Annotated in this window: 14 protein-coding genes; 3 read left to right on the forward strand and 11 right to left on the reverse strand. The window is 43.6% G+C overall.

Annotation, left to right across the window (positions count from 1 at the left end):
* Positions 1–212: 212 nt before the first annotated feature.
* From D1155_RS10465 to D1155_RS10485, 5 genes are read right to left on the reverse strand one after another with little or no spacing between them, the layout of a single operon-like run.
* Positions 213–1,814 carry a PDZ domain-containing protein gene (locus tag D1155_RS10465; protein WP_160202353.1) on the reverse strand — a complete coding sequence of 534 codons (1,602 nt, stop codon included), beginning with the start codon at positions 1,812–1,814 and terminating at the stop codon, positions 213–215.
* Positions 1,815–1,827: 13 nt separating this feature from the next.
* Entirely contained in the window at positions 1,828–2,283 is a 456-nt protein-coding gene (locus tag D1155_RS10470) for a RidA family protein (protein WP_160202354.1), read from the reverse strand.
* A 24-nt stretch (positions 2,284–2,307) separates the two neighbouring features.
* A complete protein-coding gene (locus D1155_RS10475) occupies positions 2,308–3,696 on the reverse strand; it encodes a glycoside-pentoside-hexuronide (GPH):cation symporter (RefSeq protein WP_160202355.1) in 1,389 nt (462 codons plus the stop codon).
* Between the two features lie 52 nt (positions 3,697–3,748).
* On the reverse strand, positions 3,749–4,909 hold the full coding sequence (locus D1155_RS10480) for an aminotransferase class V-fold PLP-dependent enzyme (RefSeq protein ID WP_160202356.1): 1,161 nt from the start codon (positions 4,907–4,909) through the stop codon (positions 3,749–3,751).
* The gene (locus D1155_RS10485; protein WP_160202357.1) at positions 4,906–6,192 is read right to left on the reverse strand and encodes a Xaa-Pro peptidase family protein; all 1,287 of its coding nucleotides are present in this window, start codon (positions 6,190–6,192) and stop codon (positions 4,906–4,908) included. Before D1155_RS10485 ends, D1155_RS10480 begins: the two co-directional genes overlap by 4 nt.
* 232 nt (positions 6,193–6,424) lie before the next feature.
* Between D1155_RS10485 and D1155_RS10490 the strand changes: the two genes are divergently transcribed.
* The 3 genes from D1155_RS10490 to D1155_RS10500 all read left to right on the forward strand — a co-directional run bounded on the left by D1155_RS10490 (position 6,425) and on the right by D1155_RS10500 (position 11,084).
* A complete protein-coding gene (locus D1155_RS10490; RefSeq protein WP_160202358.1) occupies positions 6,425–6,997 on the forward strand; it encodes an XRE family transcriptional regulator in 573 nt (190 codons plus the stop codon).
* Positions 6,998–7,066: 69 nt separating this feature from the next.
* A complete protein-coding gene (locus tag D1155_RS10495; RefSeq protein ID WP_160202359.1) occupies positions 7,067–9,115 on the forward strand; it encodes a Sapep family Mn(2+)-dependent dipeptidase in 2,049 nt (682 codons plus the stop codon).
* Entirely contained in the window at positions 9,102–11,084 is a 1,983-nt protein-coding gene (locus D1155_RS10500) for a S9 family peptidase (RefSeq protein WP_160202360.1), read from the forward strand. Before D1155_RS10495 ends, D1155_RS10500 begins: the two co-directional genes overlap by 14 nt.
* A gap of 165 nt (positions 11,085–11,249) precedes the next feature.
* Here D1155_RS10500 and D1155_RS10505 read toward each other — a convergent pair whose 3' ends face one another.
* The 6 genes from D1155_RS10505 to D1155_RS10530 all read right to left on the reverse strand — a co-directional run bounded on the left by D1155_RS10505 (position 11,250) and on the right by D1155_RS10530 (position 18,216).
* Positions 11,250–12,944, reverse strand: coding sequence for an AAA family ATPase (locus D1155_RS10505; protein ID WP_160202361.1), 1,695 nt, complete (start codon positions 12,942–12,944; stop codon positions 11,250–11,252).
* 102 nt (positions 12,945–13,046) lie between these two features.
* On the reverse strand, positions 13,047–13,631 hold the full coding sequence (locus D1155_RS10510) for a LysE family transporter (RefSeq protein ID WP_160202362.1): 585 nt from the start codon (positions 13,629–13,631) through the stop codon (positions 13,047–13,049).
* Between the two features lie 94 nt (positions 13,632–13,725).
* Positions 13,726–14,628, reverse strand: coding sequence for a LysR family transcriptional regulator (locus tag D1155_RS10515; protein ID WP_160202363.1), 903 nt, complete (start codon positions 14,626–14,628; stop codon positions 13,726–13,728).
* A gap of 494 nt (positions 14,629–15,122) precedes the next feature.
* Entirely contained in the window at positions 15,123–16,472 is a 1,350-nt protein-coding gene (locus D1155_RS10520) for an MATE family efflux transporter (protein ID WP_160202364.1), read from the reverse strand.
* A 69-nt stretch (positions 16,473–16,541) separates the two neighbouring features.
* On the reverse strand, positions 16,542–17,009 hold the full coding sequence (locus D1155_RS10525; protein WP_160202365.1) for a RidA family protein: 468 nt from the start codon (positions 17,007–17,009) through the stop codon (positions 16,542–16,544).
* A gap of 19 nt (positions 17,010–17,028) precedes the next feature.
* Entirely contained in the window at positions 17,029–18,216 is a 1,188-nt protein-coding gene (locus D1155_RS10530) for an aminotransferase class V-fold PLP-dependent enzyme (protein WP_160202366.1), read from the reverse strand.
* Positions 18,217–18,238: the final 22 nt, after the last annotated feature.

Raw genomic sequence — 18,238 nt, forward strand, 5'->3', positions numbered from 1 at the left:
GTCATGCCACCTTCTTCAAAGCCATACCGCTCTGGCATGGCAAATTCTCCTTTTCCATAGATGTCGAAGGCTTTCGCCACAACTTCTACCATTTCCTTTGGCTCCACGATTTTATCAATATCATTTTGGTTGATGATTTTCATTTCTGTTTCCTCCTAAACACTTTAACTATCTATTATTTAAAAGGAGACTGTAACGCAGTCTCCTCCAGTTTAACATTTTACATATTGCCAGCACGGTACATTTTCGCCTCTTGGTAAATATTCAATCGTAAGTTCCGTCTCACCACGACGCACCTGATAGACTAAATGCATGGTTTCATCGTCTACGACATCCCATTCAGAAGACGCTTTTAGAATTACATCTCCATTTTTTAGCCCTGCTTTTTCAGCATTAGATCCCGGTTTTACGCCTGTTACAACTTGATCCTGAGAATACCGTACCGTATCATCAAAGCCATTATCCATGACTGGCACGGCAACTTTCTCTATGGTATATTCCGGTCCGAAAAAGTCCGCTGCCGGAGCAGTAATACCTTCCTCCATAAGTTCCGTAAGCCGCAAAGAAGCCTTTCCAGCAGTGTATAAATCCGCAAGCTCAACAAATCTGTTCCAAGTCATCGGAATACCTTCCTTTGCCCCGTCCAGGAGTTCAACCATCAAATTATACATTCTCACTTTTCCTTCTGTGCAACGATTTAACAAAGCATCTAGCTCAATCAATGCCAGTACACCTCTGCCATATGTCACTCTCTGTGCATAACTATGGGTCCATGATTTTCTGAATGCACTGGCAAAATCCCCTTTGCTATATGGATTTACATAATATGCACGAAGTTTTTCATTAATCATATCGACATATCCATCTGAGTCAATTTTTCCCAGCAAGAAAAGAATATAGCAGCTGTAAAATTCTGCTGTACCCTCTGCGAAAAGAGAAATTTCTTCTTCTCTATCAGCGCTGACAATCAGCCAATTATGTACTAACTCATGCGCAATAATCGGTTCGGCTTCTTCGATTTGATTGATTAACTGATCACCGAATCCAAAGGAGCAGCATCTGGTCAGTCCTGTTCCGGTTGCAACAGTTCTAGGCGTAGGATACAGGAAAATATAATAAGGAATATCCTCATCATGGAACATTTTTTCTGTATGATCGAAAAGTTCCGCCATACTTTTGCAAAAATCATCAATCATCCGAATTTCATCTGCAAGCCATATGATATGCAGCTTACTTCCTTCCCTATGAAACTCTTTCAGGTTGCCTGCCATATAAAAGGTTTCTTTCAGTTCCTTTGCCTCACAGCATTTTGAAAAACTTCCTTTTCCATAGCTGCAGACAGCCTCGGCCTTTGAAGAAAATGATGATAAATCGTGTTCTATAGAAAATTCAAACTTTCCATTCATCGGCAGCACCAAAAATGCAAGCCCTGATGCAGTATATCCACCATATGTCTGAAACAGTGAGAACCCAGGATCAGCTTTCTTTGGATTCTTTTCCAAAGTTTTCGCACGATATGTTATTACGAGTCTGCCTGAAACATCTCTATCAAAGTAATATGAACGCTGCGGACCAAAATCACCCATACCATCTTCACAGGTAAATCCAAAGCTTCCTGTATCATCCTGTAGCTGAAAATCCTCTGTTCCATATCCTGTCATCGCGCACCCGGCATAAAATACCGGATGCACATCGAAAATGTCGCCCTTTTTATAGGAGGCTGATTCCATAACAACAGTTGTTTCCACAGATGTGACAACATTTTCTGACAAGAATGGCTTTATTTTTACATGAACCTTTGATAAATTCTCCATATTCATACTCCTTTTAGATTTCTACAATGGCTTCTACTTCCACAGGAACATCCATCGGAAGCTGATTTACGCCCACTGCAGTTCTTACATGCTTTCCAAGCTCTCCAAAGATGTCATACAAAAGCTGTGAAGCTGCATTTGCGACGATATGCTGCTCAGAAAACCCTGTCTTGCTGCTCACATACACCTGTATTTTTACAATACGCTTCACTTTGTCTAAATCTCCCAGATAAGCTTTCATCGCACCAAGCATATTAACGGTACAGCATCTGGCAGCTTCTTGTGCCTCCTCAAGCGATACCTCATCTCCTACCTTTCCTGTTGCAACTGGTTTACCGTTCGCAAAAGGAATCTGCCCTGATGTAAACAGACAATTTCCAACCTGTCTCACAGGAACAAATATCATATCAGATTTAGAAGTCTCCGGAAGCTTAATGCCTGCCTGTTCTATCTTTCTTTCAATTTCCATTTCTCCAGAATTCCTTTCTAACTCTTACTGAACCTGCTTTTCTTTTCTTGCTGCAATTTCTGCACGCATCATTGGCAGCCTTTTCTCAACTCTCATCAGATACAGGAACAGCAGCAACGCAATTCCATAGATGACCGCTTCTGAGGTAATCGTCATATGGAAGAAAATATTGACAATATTTGCCGGCTGTGTAGCTGCATTAGGGTCGAACCCAATCAGACCGATGACATAGGCTGCAATGGACCCGCCAAATGCTAAACCAATCTTTGTTCCAATCCCATATGCACTCATTACTACAGCTGTATTTTTTCTTCCCGTTTTCCACTCTCCATAATCTAGAGAATCCATCAGACACTGCGTCAGAATATTGGTAGCCAGTGAAGCGCCTGCAACAGCGATAAGTGCACCACAAATGTATATCTTTGGATTTGAAACATGAATAATCACCATGAACAGCATTGCCGCAACATCAATTGCAGCACCCAAAGCACCCGTGCCCGCATTACCAAGCTTCTTATGAAGCGGAACTAAAAGGAGCGTCGCACCGATGGTGAAAAACACGCCGACAGAAGTTGTGACAGACATAATGTTTCCATCTCCTAGGTGATAAGTACAGAAGTATAACAACATGGAACCTTGTAAAGATGAGAACAGCATCTTAACGACCTGAATCAGAAATACAATGCCGGATATCTTGTTCTGTACCAGCGCAGAGAACATCTCCTTTACAGTCGGTGCAGGTGCACTTTCTCCTTTTTCCGTATCATAGTCATTATCTTCATAACCTTTACAGCCAATAATTCCAATCAATCCCATTAACAGATATACACATGCATAGATTGCCGCCAGTTTGGTAAAAGCAGTTGCCGGATTTGAAGTGGACAGCACTGCAACAAGGGGCATTGTAACCGCCGGCACGACTGCATTTAAAATGTTACCGAAAACGCCTGAATATGTACCCAACTTTACTCTTTCCGCTCTGTCTGTTGTCAGCTTCGGCTGCAGCGCACTCATCGGAATAGAATAAGCGGTCTGTGACATGCCAAGGCAAATAAAAGTTGCTGCCGCCCAAACTACTTTCATGGTATAGGATAGATTTGGTGCAGAATAACATAGTACCATAAAAATTGCGATTGGAATCATCGCCCGCTTCATCCACCACAAACAGGTTCCACCCGGCTTGTTCGACTTTTCTATCAGCGTGCCCATCAATGGATCGTTGATAAAATCCCAAACTCTTGCAATCAGGATGATTGTCCCTGCTACACCGCCGGACAAGCCCAGTACACTGACATAGAAGAATACCAGAAAATACATTTGAATTAACATCTGAATTGTCGGCGCTGTCGAAGCTGCCGCATAGCCCAGTTTTACCCGCATAGGCAATTTACGGTTTGTGTCTTGTGTGTTCATTTTTTTTCCTTTCTTAGATAAAATTTATAATTAGAAATAATTGATAACAATACTATTTCAGTACATCTGCCAAAGTCTGTGCTGCTAGAAGCGCTTGTTCCTGGCTGTTGTAATAATGAAAAGAAATACGTAAATACCCTTCTCTGATGTGTGCATAGATTTTTTTATCAGCAAAGGCGTTCTTTAACTGCTTCGTTCTGTTCTTATCAAATTTCAGGCAGATGACACCGGACCAGTGTTTGCAGTCTTTGCTCCCCAAGATTTTCATTTTATCTTCTAACGGAGAAAGTTCTTTGCGAAATAAGTTCTCCAGCTTCAGACAGTGAGTGTAAATCCTATCAATACCGATTTCAAGAAGCAGCTCTATGCTCTTTCCCATAGCTGTAATGCCATAAGAGGAGAGCGATCCTCCCTGTATGCCTTCTAAGCCTTGTCTATAGGGAAGCACCGGTATCTGCATCATGTTCGTCATGGTTTCTTCGTCATACATAATGTTGTAGTCTGAGTATACCTCCGGCTTCAGCATTGGCTGCAACTTCGGGCAGCAATATACAAAACCCGTACCGAGAAGCCCCAGCATACCCTTAAATGCAGCTGTGCTTAGATAGTCGATGTTCATTCTTTCAACATCGACCGGTACTCTGCCCAGTGCCTGAATGGCATCTACGGCAAAAATAATCTCTCTCTCCCTGCAAATTGTTCCAATTCTTTCGATATCCGGCATGAATCCGGTGTGATTATGTACCAGAGAAAGATGCACAACTCTCGTTCGCTCTGTCATCTCGCTTAGGATATCTTCTGCCGAGAACGTTCCGTTTTGCGTTTTGATAAGCTTAAGTCTAATACCTTCTGCCTGTCTCTGACCCCATCCCAGTAGAATAGTTGGATATTCAATAGCTGTTGAAATCACTTCATCTTCCGGCTGCAAATCCAGCGACTTCGCAAGCAGCGATGTTCCCTGTGTCGTATTCACTGTAAACATGATATTATCCGAATCTGTATGAAGCAGCCTTGCAACCTCTGCCTGCACCTTTAGCCTCTGACGTGCATAAACTCCGTCAAGGCTAACTCTTCCAAAGCTTTTTGCAAATTCATCCGCAAAAGACCTGCAATAATCCAGGGTTCTCTTCGGCGGAAGCCCCATGGATGCCACATCTAAATATGTAATGTTATTTAGATAGTCATATTCCTTGTAATACCTCGTTTCAATCATAACTCTTCTATTGTGTTATTTTTCATCATTGCTTCAATTTCATCAATGGTTTTCGGAATATTGCTGCTCAGTACTTCGCAGCCAGTTTCTGTAATCAGCACATCATCCTCAATACGGATGCCTAAATCCTTATCTCCAAAATACACGCCCGGCTCTACGGCAACAATCATACCAGGAACAAGCCTACCCTCCTCATCTTCGCGTTCTTCATGGCAGGAAAGTCCAATTCCATGATTTACCATTCCAGGGGTTACATAGTTGATTCTAAATTCACTGAGCAGAGTTCCAATGCTTTCTCCATCCTTCAGATATCCACCTTTACGCAACTCTTCTGTGAAGTAGGCATTAGCTTCCTGTCCGCACTCCTGTCTGGTTTTTCCAGGTTTCATACTGGCAATGGTCATTTCCTGCGTTTTGAGCACCACATTGTACCAATGAGCCTGTTCATCAGTAAAAGTTCCGTTTACCGGATAGGTTCTGGAAATATCACAGCAATAATCGTTATAGAAGGTAGCAATATCCGCAAGAAATAAATCGCCATCCTTTGCAGTAGCTTCATTGGCATAGAAATTATGCATGATAGTGGTTTCCTTTCCAATTAAGGCCTGTACGATATCTCCGCTGCCGCCCCGCATCTTAATTTCGTGCTCGAGAATACTCTGCATCTGATAACCTCTGATTCCTGGTTTTAACTGTTTTGCTGCCACAGCCAGCGCCTCTTCTGTAATATCGATGGCTTTCTGAATCTGTGCAGCCTCCAGTGAACTTTTGCGCAGGCGCATAAAGTCAAGTTCCTTGCTTAAACTTCCGATTTGAACACCCGGATATGCTCTGGTAATTCTGTCAGCCAAGATATTTTCATATCTGGTATATTTGGTAAATCCATCGAAGCTGGAGCAAAAATAGACCTTCTCTAACTTCGTCCAGGTAGCCAGCGATTCTAATACATCTTCAAAATCCTCCATATACATGACTGCCTGGATTCCCGTCTTTTCTCTGTAGTATGTAGGATCAAGACTGCGTCCCAAATAAAATTCTTCATTTGCAGTTCTTCTTTTTACAAAAAGGTACTCCTGCAGCATACCATGTGCTTTTACCAGCATCAAAAGTCCTTCAGCAATGCTCATTCCTGTCAAATAATAGAAATTCTTATCCGTCTTCTCTCTTTGCGGTATTCCAACGACTCCAAGCTCATCATTGCCACCAAAAGAAAGCAGCAGCTGACCGTCTATTAGCTTTTCAGCAATTTTCTCTCTTCTCTTTCTAGCTTCTTTCTGATACATTTTAAAATCCTTTCTGCGTTAAAAGTATTTTCTTTCTTATAAAATATTCCTCTTTCGTGAAATTGTCAAGTTATATTTTCATAATAAAATAATTTTTACGACACTTTTTGCAAATACGCAAAATTTACCCGCAATATATTTCATATTAAAATAATTCAAGTTGACAAAAATAGAAAATTCATCTATACTGAAGACAGAAATAAAACACAGCAATGAAAGGACAATCAGCATTATGTCTACAAACATAGGTGAATATGTAAAGAAAATCAGAACTGAGCAAAATTTAACTTTAAAAGAACTCAGTGAAAAAAGCGGACTCTCCGTCAGCTTTCTTTCTCAATTTGAACGTGGGATTAGTACCATCTCAGTAGACGCACTTCTGGAGCTGGCTGAAGCACTGAGCATCGATTCTCGGGAAATTATTATGGAATCTCTAGCAACCAGTCAGCCGAAGGATGATTATGTTCTGAGAAGTTACAGCCGTCATACACCGCAGATTAGTGCCAAGAATCAGATTCAGACCGATCTTTCCGCCTTTGGATATGACAAGAAAATGCTCGCGCGTATGTACACTCTTCTTCCGGGCGAATCTGAGGAAAAGGTGCTTCCTGTTACTCACGAAGGCGAAGAATTTATCTACGTTCTGGAAGGAATCCTTACACTGGAAATTGATAATGTCAGATACGATCTACATCCTGAGGATACTGCCCATTTTCCATCCACAAAGAAGCATATGTGGTATAACGAAACCAGCCGTAATGTAAAGTTCATTCTGGTGAATTACCCATATCATGCAAAAAAATAATTTCATAGTCTGATTTCTGCGTGTGTGCACTCTGCTTACACGCTTTTTTTAAGAAAAGAGGTATTAGTAATGTATGAAAAAGAACTAGCCGCTTATTTTGAAGCGCACAAAGACGAATTTTTAGAAGATCTAGCTACCTTGGTCGCGATTCCCAGCGTTAAGGCAGAACCATCAGACGGCTGCCCCTATGGCAGACATACTGCAGAAGCCCTGTCCCAAAGTCTTTCTATCGCAGAAAAATACAACCTGTACACAGAAAACTGGGAAAACTACGTTGGCATCGTCCAAATTGAGTCGGGCAGACGCATTCTGGACATTCTGGCACATTTAGATGTGGTTGCACCTGGTGAAGGCTGGGAAGTAACGGAACCTTACACCATGAAGGTATCTGATGGAAAAATTTACGGCAGAGGCACTGCCGATGACAAAGGTCCTGCGCTGGCTGCACTTTATGCACTGCGAGCAATTAAGGATCTGCAAATTCCACTGCGAAACGGCGTCCGCCTGGTGCTTGGAACGGATGAAGAGTCCGGAAGCAGCGATCTTCTACACTACTTCAGTAAAACCAGACCTGCCGCTATGAGTTTTTCTCCTGACGCAGTCTACCCTGTTATTAACGTGGAAAAAGGCAGATTAAACGGCAAAATCACAGGACACTTTGTTCATCAACAAATACTGGAAGTCCACGGCGGCCATACGACCAATATTATTCCGGATTCAGCCTGGGCTGTCCTTCAAAATATTGATGAAGCGAAGCTGGTGCAGACCGCCTCCTCCAATCAGATTACCTACAGTCTTACCCCGACAGACAAAGGTTGTAAACTTACTGTCCATGGTGTCTCCGGTCATGCCGCATCTCCTGAGGCTTCTGTGAATCCGATTACTGCTTTGCTGCAGCTTCTTTCAGAATGTACAGACTGTAAGGAAATCAAGAAGCTGTGCACGCTCTTTCCTCACGGCGCGCATCATGGTCAAGGCTTAAATCTTAATCTAGCGGATGAAGTATCCGGAGAGCTGACTCTGAGCCTGACTGTACTGGATTATAACGGTCATGCTCTTTCTGCAAGCTTTGACAGCAGAGTTCCGGTTTGCGGCAGCCGGGAAAAGCTACAAGCTGCAAGCGAAGCCATTTCTGCTGCAGGTTTTTCTTATGAAGAAGACTTCGTTGCTCCCCATGCAGTTCCTGACAATACGCCGTTTATCAACACCCTACTCGACTGCTACGAAAACTGCAGCGGTCGCAGAGGTCAGTGTCTTGCTATTGGCGGCGGTACTTACGCCCACGGAATTGAAAATGCTGTCGCTTTTGGCTGTGCCTTTGGTGGCGTTGACAATCATATGCATGGTGCAGATGAATTTGCGGAAATCTCAACTCTCCTTATGAGTTGTAATATTTTTGCACAAGCAACCATCAGGCTCTGCGGAAAACCTACTATTATTTTACCGAAGGACAAAGTTTATGGAACGGTTCTATGGCTTCAACAAGCAGACACTAAAGATGCAACTCCTTTATTCCAGCAGCTTTCCGATGCAGGAATTGCCATAATTCCTGTTATCTTGGACAAGAACGGAGAAACGGCTGAAAATCTGGAAGCAGTAGAAAATGTGCTGACAGATCTCCTCGCTGATGATACCCTTTCTGCATTGCCTGTTGCAGTTTCCGGTATCGGCTACGGCGGCTTTATTGCTGGACACCTTCTTGCCAGAAAAAACTATTTTGCTGCAGGTACCATTATTAGCGGACTTACCAATCCGGCAACAGCCTATGGAACCTGTAAAGGTATTGCCCTTTCCCAAAAAGTACTCTCAGGCAATTTTTCCATGATGGATTATCTAGGCGATCTGACAAAAGATAGTGTGGTCTATCATTGTGACGACATCCATACGCCACTTCTGCTGCTTCACGGATTTCGCGATGAAACCTACGGATTTGAACAGGCAGAGCAGCTTTTTACTTCTATCAAGGAACGCCAGCCCCAGTCAAAAATACGCATGGTTGTTTTCCCGACAGGCGATGATAAGCTTGCTGAAGATCCTAACTGCAAAGAAAAATACTGTGAAGAACTCATTAGCTGGTTCACAAAATATCTGAAAGGAGAAACTCATGATAAAGCATAAAAGACTTCCCAAATTTGAAGATTGCGAAACTATTGAAAGACTTACTGGCGGAGATTATCTTGCCGCCAAGAACTTAATTGCCTATAGTTCTACAGAAAACGGTATTATTCTGAAAGACTTTTCTAACGGAGAACTGCGCCTTATTTCCGGCGGTGGTACAGGTGAACGCCGCCCTGTATTTTCCCCTGACGGCACCAAACTTTTGTTTCTGTCGTATCAGAGCGGTCAATTCTGTGTTGTAATTTATGACCTGCAGAGTGCTGTGCTAACTACCATCGTGCGTTCAAATACACCGATCTCCGATCCTATATGGTCCCCCGATGGAAGCAAAATCCTTTTTGCATCAAGCATTAGCAAAAGTTCTAGCGATGTGCCTGATCGTAATGCACCTATTGTGATTGAAAATCTCGGATATAAATTTGACGGTCTAGGTTTTCGCACACCGGATAATGCCACTCATCTTTTCATCGTGCCATCTGACGGCAGCACGCAGCCTGTGCAGATTACCACTGGCAGCTATGATTATCTCCATCATAACTGGCTCCCCGACAGCAAGCAAATCATCTGTATTAGCAACCGTTTCAGAAACAGTGAAGAATATCTTGGCTACGACCTTTTGAAAATTGATACCTTAACCGGGGAAGTCCTGCAGCTTACCAGGAATCTTTGGATGGTCTCCTATCCAAATCCACTACGCCCAGTCTGCACCCCTGACGGACAGTTTATCATCGCAGGCGTCATGGATGCGAAGTATGCAAAAACTATCAGCACCGGTACATTTCCGGAGACTTATCTGTACAAAATTGCAGCAGACGGTTCAAGCAGTCAGCAGATCTTTTTCCCCGATGAAAACTGTTACCAGTGCGTCCAATTTCCATATAACGCAGGCTCCGGAATGGGACTTGATAAACTACAAATAAGCAGTGACGGCACTTTTGTTCTCTTTCACAGCGGCTGGCAAGGACAAGGCGGGCTGTTTCGCTTACCTTTAGACGAAAGCACTGGCGGTCATGCACAGCCCATTAACAGAGGAAAACACACTTATCATGGTATCAGCAAAATTCAAGATGGAAAGGTGCTGGTCAGCGTATGTGAGGATACGTTAGCGGAAGCCTATGCCCTTGTGGATATCGATGAAGGATGTATCATTAAAAAGGTCGTTCAGTCAGCAGAGGAGTTTTTACAGGATGTTTCTCTCAGCCAGCCAACGGACTTTTCTGTTCCTACTTTAGATGGCTGCAGTACTGTTCACGGCTGGGTTCTGCCGCCTCACAATATGGAAGAAGGAAAAAAGTATCCGGTAATCCTCTATATCCACGGTGGTCCTCACCCATTTTACACCTATGCTCTGACTTTAGAACACCAGGCCTTTGCTGCAGAAGGTTTTGGCGTCATTTGCTGTAATCCAAGAGGTAGCAGCGGCTACGGCTGGAAGCACCAGAATATGGGAGATGGCAGACGTACAGAGCCTTATTATGACTGCCTGCAATTTGTAGATGAATCTATTCGCAGATTTCCTTGGATTGACGAAAACCGCCTAGGCGTTACTGGCGGTAGCTATGGTGGCTATATGACCAACTACATCGCTGCTCATTCTAAACGCTTCAAAGCATATATTTCCCAGCGAAGTCTTGCTAACGATCAGATTATGTATGCCAGCTCTGATGAAACCGGAAGCAGCGCAGGCTTCGATTCTTTCCCACAGTTTATGATGGAAAATCTAAAAAAATCTGTGGTATCTTACGCAGAAAACATCGACCGTCCATTTCTGATACTCCACGGTTCCGATGACTGCAGAACACCTGTGGAAGCTGCAAAGCAGCTATATACGGCTATCCGTGACACACATCCTAATCTACCGACTAAGCTGGTTTTATATCCGAATACTGGACATTCTCAGCCAGAGGATCCTGCCATGCTGCAAAGCTATTATAATGAAATGGTATCTTGGTTTCGCAAATACCTTTGAAGTTCAAAACGGTTCTATAATAAATGTTGGGGCGACCGCCTCAACATTTATTCTTTCCACAACTCAATACTAAACAAAAAGAGACAGATTTAGCTCTGTCTCCTCGGTTGTTTTAAAAATTTTTGTTTGTGCTCCACTCCAACATTTGACATTGAGCCGATTTTTTTATTCTGCTTTCTTCACCATGCACTCTTTCTTGTAAAATGCAATGGCATATTTGCTCACACGGGGATAACCTTCCGCCAGAAACGGCTTTGCGTACTGCTGTGCTTCAATCTGCGCAAGGCCTTCCTCACATTTTGCCGCCATCTCCGCAACGCTTCCTGCTGCTTTCAATTCTAAGATAATGACCTGTCCTCTGCGGATAGCCTGGGTTTTCAGTATAATGTCCGGTCTGCCCGTTCCACTCTCACGATTGGACTGCACCATATACCGACCTGCATTCTTCAAAAGCCCTGTCAAAAATCCATGGTAGTAGCTCTCCGCATAATCGAAGTAGCTGATAGTGTCCATCAGCTGCTGGCTGATGAAATTCTCAGCCGCTTCGCAGTCCCCTTCTTCGAAAGCCTTAATGAGACTGCTTCTATCCACATTTGCTATCTTCTGGTCAAACCATTCTTTGATGCTTTGTTCATAAATGGATGCAATCTCCTCGTTGGGAATCGCCATTTCAATATAGATATTCCGTTTCTCTATTCGCTGGCTTTTCATCTTTAGATATCCTGTGAAGAACAAAAAGTTCCACAGATTATCTTTCGATGTGTGAATATCTCCATAGGTTATTTCTTCATGAACCGGCTTTTCTATGGTGCCGCCGTCCATCAAAATCTCCAGCTCCTGGCGGGTCATATCGTCTGCTTCTTCTACAAGTTCCTTTACAATTCCGTTGCTGGAAGTGTTGGACCAATAGGGTTTTGTTGAAATTTGATTCCCCGACAGCACGCTTTTTGTATAGTTTAAAATGCTCCACGGATTGTAAATTTCTGTATTTCCGAAAAGATAGCCGTCATACCAGTCCTTTGCCTCACAAAACCTGCCAGAAAGGTCATAATAGGACAGCAATTCCTGCACTTCTTCACCCGTAAAGCCAAAACAGCTGCTGTAATTCTCGCTGATAATCGAATGAATTTCTAAATTATTCAGTCCCGTAAAGATACTCTCCCTGCTGATTCTAAGGCATCCTGTCACTACACCAAACTTCAGATAGGGATTGGTTTTCAGGGCGGACTCAAAGAGGGAGCGGATGAAGCCAATCATTTCATCGTAAAATCCACCGAAATATGCACACTCTAAAGGTACGTCGTATTCGTCAATGAGAATAATTGCTTCCTTCCCATGATATTTGTACAGGCACTCGGATAGAAATCGGATTGCGTCTACATATAGGGAAGCATCTTCTCTTTCTTTTAGAATCGCCTCGTATTTTTCCTGTGCGTTTCCGTTCATTTTACCGGCAAGTACGTACTGATGTCTGGAAAACTCTGCAACAATTTCTCGTTTTAACATAGTGTACGCCATTGCAAAGTCACTTTGTTTGGCTGATTTTAGCGATAAAGAAATCACAGGGTACTGCCCCATATGGGCAAGATACTTTTCTCCGGTGTCCATGATAGCAAGCCCTTCGAAGAGATGGCGATTGTCTATCTTCTCACCTTCCGGCGTTCTCTCGTCTTCAAAGAAACGGCGAAGCATGGAAAGATTCAGGGTTTTGCCAAAACGGCGGGGTCTTGTGAGCAGCGTCGTCTGTGCCCCTGTATCAAGTAATTCCTTTATCAGCAAGGTTTTGTCTACTAAGTACAGGTCTTCTTCTTTAAATTTCTTAAAATCCTCAAATCCAATGGGAAGTCTCTTCTTATCCATCTTCGACTCACCTCTTTTCCTTCGTACCTATAGTATACGTGAAAAACGGGAAAATCACAAGTAAGATTTTCCCGTTCGCTTTCAACGCAAAACATTTTTCGGTTACTTCAGCATACTATACACACATTCCATCAGAGTCGCTGCCAGCACGATATTAATCACTCTGTAATGCTGCTGATAAACTCTCTGAATTAACAGCCCTACTCCAACCCAAGTTGATGTTGCAATAGTTCCTATCGTTGCAATAATAAGCTCAAAAAGAATCAAAGTTCCAAATTCAGTACTATAATTTGTAACATAGCCTGTCAACGCTGTAATACCAAACAAATAAATTTTCACATTTACAAACTGGAGTAAAAAGCCTTTCATAAAGGATGCCGATTTACCATCACTGCTTTCTGTAGGCTTACTGATTGCCATATGGATTGCAAGCCACAGAATATAAGCTGCACCTATATATTTCATTACCCCAAGCATAGAAGGCAGCACTGTGCTAACACCGAACACGAAAATTGCACACAAAATCTCAACGACAAAATACCCTGTAAAAATCCCGAAGAATAAAGGCTTTCCCCTTTTCCATCCATAGTTTGTCACCGTATTAAGCGCTAGCACATTCCCCGGTCCCGGTGTAAATGCGTTAATCATTGCATAAATAAAAAAATTACCTATTACATAACCTGGCATAATTACGCCTCCTTTCGTGGTATCATCATACCACGAAACAGTTATCAATAGGTAATATCTAATTATTATGCTAATCCATAAACTGTCCCTATGTTTATTCAGACTGATACTGTCTGATTGCTTCAACATAGATTTTTCCGAGTTCAGATAGCTCCCTGTCCTTATTTAAAATATAGCCAATATGAATTGCTTCCTCTGCGTCCAGTGGAATCGAATGAATCTCATCTCCGTGCAAATCCTTTGGAAAAATTCCACTTGAAATGGTATATCCGTTTAAACCTATCATGAAATTGACAATTGCAGCCCGATCACTAATCTTGATACTCTTTTCCACATCCTCGCTACTGAACAGCTCCTCCGCATAATTGGAAGACTCATATACACCCTGTACAAAGCTGAGTCTCGGATATGGTTTCAAATCTTCCAAGCTAAGTTTTTCTCTCTTTGCCAAAGGATGCTTTCTCCATAAAAACACGTGAGGTTTTGCGGTAAATAATTCGTAAAACTTCAGATTGTTTTCCTCCAGGGTTTTATGCATCACCTGTCTGTTGCTGTCACTTAGATAGAGAATCCCAAGGTCACTGAACCGATTTCGAACATCAGCAATTACCTGGTACGTCTGTGTTTCATTTAAAATAAACTCATACCGCTGCTGTCCAAACTGTTTCACCAACTCAACAAAAGCATTCGCTCCGAAGGTGTAATGCTGTGAAGATACACAAAAGCGCTGTTTTCCTGCCTCGCTGCCAAAATATCTTCCCTCTAGAAGCTCCATCTGCTGCACAACCTGCCTTGCGTAACCTAAAAACTCCATACCCTCCGTTGTCAACGTAGCACCTGTGCGGCAGCGAGTAAAAATGGTAAAATTCAATTCCTTTTCGATTTCTTTTACCATTTGAGAAAGACTGGGCTGCGAAATATACAAAGCCTTTGCGGCCTCCGTAATAGAACCTTTTTCCGCAATCGTAATCAAGTATTTCAATTTTTGTAAAGTCATATGCGTGCCTTTCCCATTTAAACATGTTCCCTAGGATTTCACCATTATTTTACTCCTTTTTTCAAAGAAGCACAAGGGCGGGGAGAAAACACACGGGAATCCGCCACCTAAATTACAGCTTGTATTTCCTCCTACATCCAATGTACAACTTTGCTCTCATTCCTAAAGCATGTGTTGTGCAAATCATCTTACCGATTTGCAAATCTGCACAACTTTAGCAGTAGATGTTTTGCAAGATGCACTTTTTCGTGCCTATTTGCACAACTTTAATCACATTTGTATTTCTCTGGTTGTGCAATTACTCTGCAATTTAACCTACTTTACACAACTACTGCATACGCATCGCCTATCTGGTTGTGCATATCACCCTAAAAAGAAAGAATTCGCACAACTTTTAGCGCTCCAATCCGCAGCTGGTTGTGCAAACCGCCCCTGTTTTCTCACTTTTGCACAATCGAAGCCGCAAAAACACAACCGCAGCCGCACAGAAACCTTCACCCTTTCTCTAAACGATATTTCCGCATCCTCACAAGCGCCGCCAAAAAGCATAAACTCCAGCTGACGCCCACAGCAAGCCAGATTCCACCTTTGCCGAAAAGCGGTTCAAGAACCCAGATTGCAGACAGATTCGCTAAAATCTGAATCCCGCCGATCACCAGCGGCATCAGTACATCCGCCATACCCCGCAGCACTGCCATATATGCCTGCCACAGACCCAAAATGATGTAAAAACCACAAGTAATTTTAAGATACAGGTATCCTTCCTCCACCACGGCAGCACTGTTTGCATCATCTACAAAAATGCCCAGCAGCGGTTTTCCGGCAAAGAAAACAAATACCGTCATCACTGCCATAAAGCCTACACTGATGAGCACCGTTATATGTCTTCCTTCTTTAATCCGATCAAAGCGTGCCGCACCCCGGTTCTGCGCCGTGAACGTATTCAGAGCACCGGAAAGTGCATTGACAAACATGATGACAATCTGCTCAATCTTTTGTGCCGCGGCATAGCCTGCTACCACCACTGCACCATACTCGTTGATAACCGCCTGCACAAAAATCGCCACCAGGCTGACAATACTCACCTGCAGACTGGTCGGTACAGACAACTTCAGCACGTAAGCCACCCTTGATTTTTTCGTATTGCGAAAATCCTCCCGGCTGACCCAAAGCATCGGCATCTTTTTCTTCATATAGACAAGACACATCAGCACCGCCAGACTCTCCGCAATGACTGTGCCAACCGCAGCACCTGCAACACCCATAGATATCCCCTTGACAAAGAGCAAGTCAAAGACAATATTACAGATACAGGAAAATGCCAGAAAAAACAGAGGTCTGCTGCCGTCTCCACAGGCTCGCATAATAAAAATGCACATGCTGTACGCATAAGTAAAAAGCCCTCCTACGAAGACAATCTTCAGATAAAGCACCGCACTGGCAAGCACCTCCGGTGGTGTATTCACAGCCCGCAAAATAGGCTCAGCCAGAAAAAGCCCTGTAATCAGCTTCAGAATCCATGTTGCAATTACCACAAAGATAGAAATCACAACGACCTGTCTTACCTTATCCCAACGTCCCTCGCCGCAATACTCGCTGACTGCCGTGCTGATGCCCATCATCAGTCCCAGACCAATACTGACTGCAAGCATGATAATCTGCCCTGTCACGCCGATAGCAGCAAGACCCTCTGTTCCTACAAAACGCCCCACTATAACCGCATCAACGGTAGAATAAAGCTGCTGAAATACCGAACAGCAAAATACCGGAACTGCAAAGCCGATGAGTTTCTTCCAGATAACTCCTTCTGTCATGAGAGACAGCCCCTTCTTCTCATCGTTCAAAATTTCGCCCCCCTTTCCAGAAAAACAAGCAGCCAAGATTACTCAGCCGCCTGTCTATATGATTATAGGTTATTCTTTTACTTTTACAATCATTTCCACTTCCAACGGAATACGGAACGGCAGCACGTTGGTGCCTACCGCGGTTCTGGCATGTCTGCCCCGCTCACCCAGCACTTCACCGAACAAATCGGATACACCATTGATTACCAGCGGCTGTTCAAAATAGTCCGTAGTGCTGTTTACAAAACCCTGCACTTTAACAATCTGTTCCAGCTTATCCCAGTCGCCGCCAAGTTCTCTTTTCAATACGGCGAGGAGATTGATACCAGCAAGTCTAGCTGCATCATAGCCTTCCTTCGTTGTCAGATTCTCACCCAGTCTGCCGAATACAACCGGCTTTCCATTTTCAAAGGGACCTGCGCCGGAGAAAAACCAAAGGCTTCCAGCCTTCTGCACGCTGACATAGTTTGCCATCGGCTCCGGACCTGCTGACAAATCAATTCCCAGCTCCGCTAATTTCTTTTCTACATCCATCATATTAATCCTGCCTTTCATATTATTTACCTATCACGTCTATCAGACGATTGATATCTTCTTTGTTGTTATAATAGTGCAGTGCAACGCGCATTTCCTGCGTGCCCTGGGTGCTGCCGGGCTTTACACCGGCGCCGATACCGGCAGCCAAAAGCTTTTCACCTGTCACACCGTTTTCCTCATCAATGCAAAGCACATGAATACCCGATCTGTTTTCTCTTGAGAAATCGTAAGCAAGGCGCACACCCTTTGCAGTATCTATGCGCTCCTTCAAATAATCTCCAAGCCCCAGCACATACTCTGCAATATCGTCTGCGGAAAGTTCCAAATACTTTGCCGAAGAAAGTCCCAGCCCATAAATGCCGGAAACCGTTGGAAACCCTAGTTCAAAGCGCCCTGCATCATCACGAAGCGAAAGTTCCTGCTTGCTGGTATTAAAACGCTCATCATCGCTCATCCAGCCGGCGCCAAACTGTTTCAAGCTTTTAAGAAGCTTCGGACTGATATAACCGTAGCCTGTGCCGCAGTAGTTCATCATCCATTTATAGTCATTTCCGATGAGAAAGTCAATTTTCATGGCCTTCACATCCACCGGCATGACCCCCAGCGCCTGCACGCCGTCTACTGCAAACCAAATGCCCTTTTCTCTGCAGTAGGTGCCAATGGCTGCCGCATCCATGCGAAATCCAGTAAAGCTTTCCACCAAAGAGATACAGATGGCTCTGGTTCTTTCGTCACATAAGTCAAACAAATCCTCCGGCAGAATCGCGCCGTTTTTTGCCTTGGCATATCTCACCTCAAGGCCGTCATCCTGCCTCACCTGCCACGCAAAGCGATTTGCTATCCAGCTGTTTTCCACCAGTACTACGTTGTCTCCCGGTTCAAAATACATGCCGGAGGTAAACAAAGTATAAATATGAGAAGAATTATTGCCAAAGACAATGTTTTCCTTCTTTGCTCCAATCATCTGTGCAATCTGTGTCTTTGCCCAGTCCATCATGCCGATGGTTCCAGTCTCTTCGCCGCCGGGCAGCCTCCAAACAGAATCGCCGCCCTTTAGATAGCGATCCTCCTGATACCTTGCTACTCCATCATGTACAAAGTCCGGAACAAGACCTGTGGAGCTGGTATCCAGATATGCTGTATGGGAAAGCACCGGCACGTGGGTGCGAAATTCTGCAAATTTATCCATATTATCAGTTTCGTACATCTCTATTTATCGTCCTCCTTGC

Source organism: Anaerotruncus sp. 80, assembly GCF_009936115.1.
In the GTDB taxonomy this organism is placed as follows: Bacteria; Bacillota; Clostridia; order Peptostreptococcales; family Anaerovoracaceae; genus Senimuribacter; species Senimuribacter intestinalis.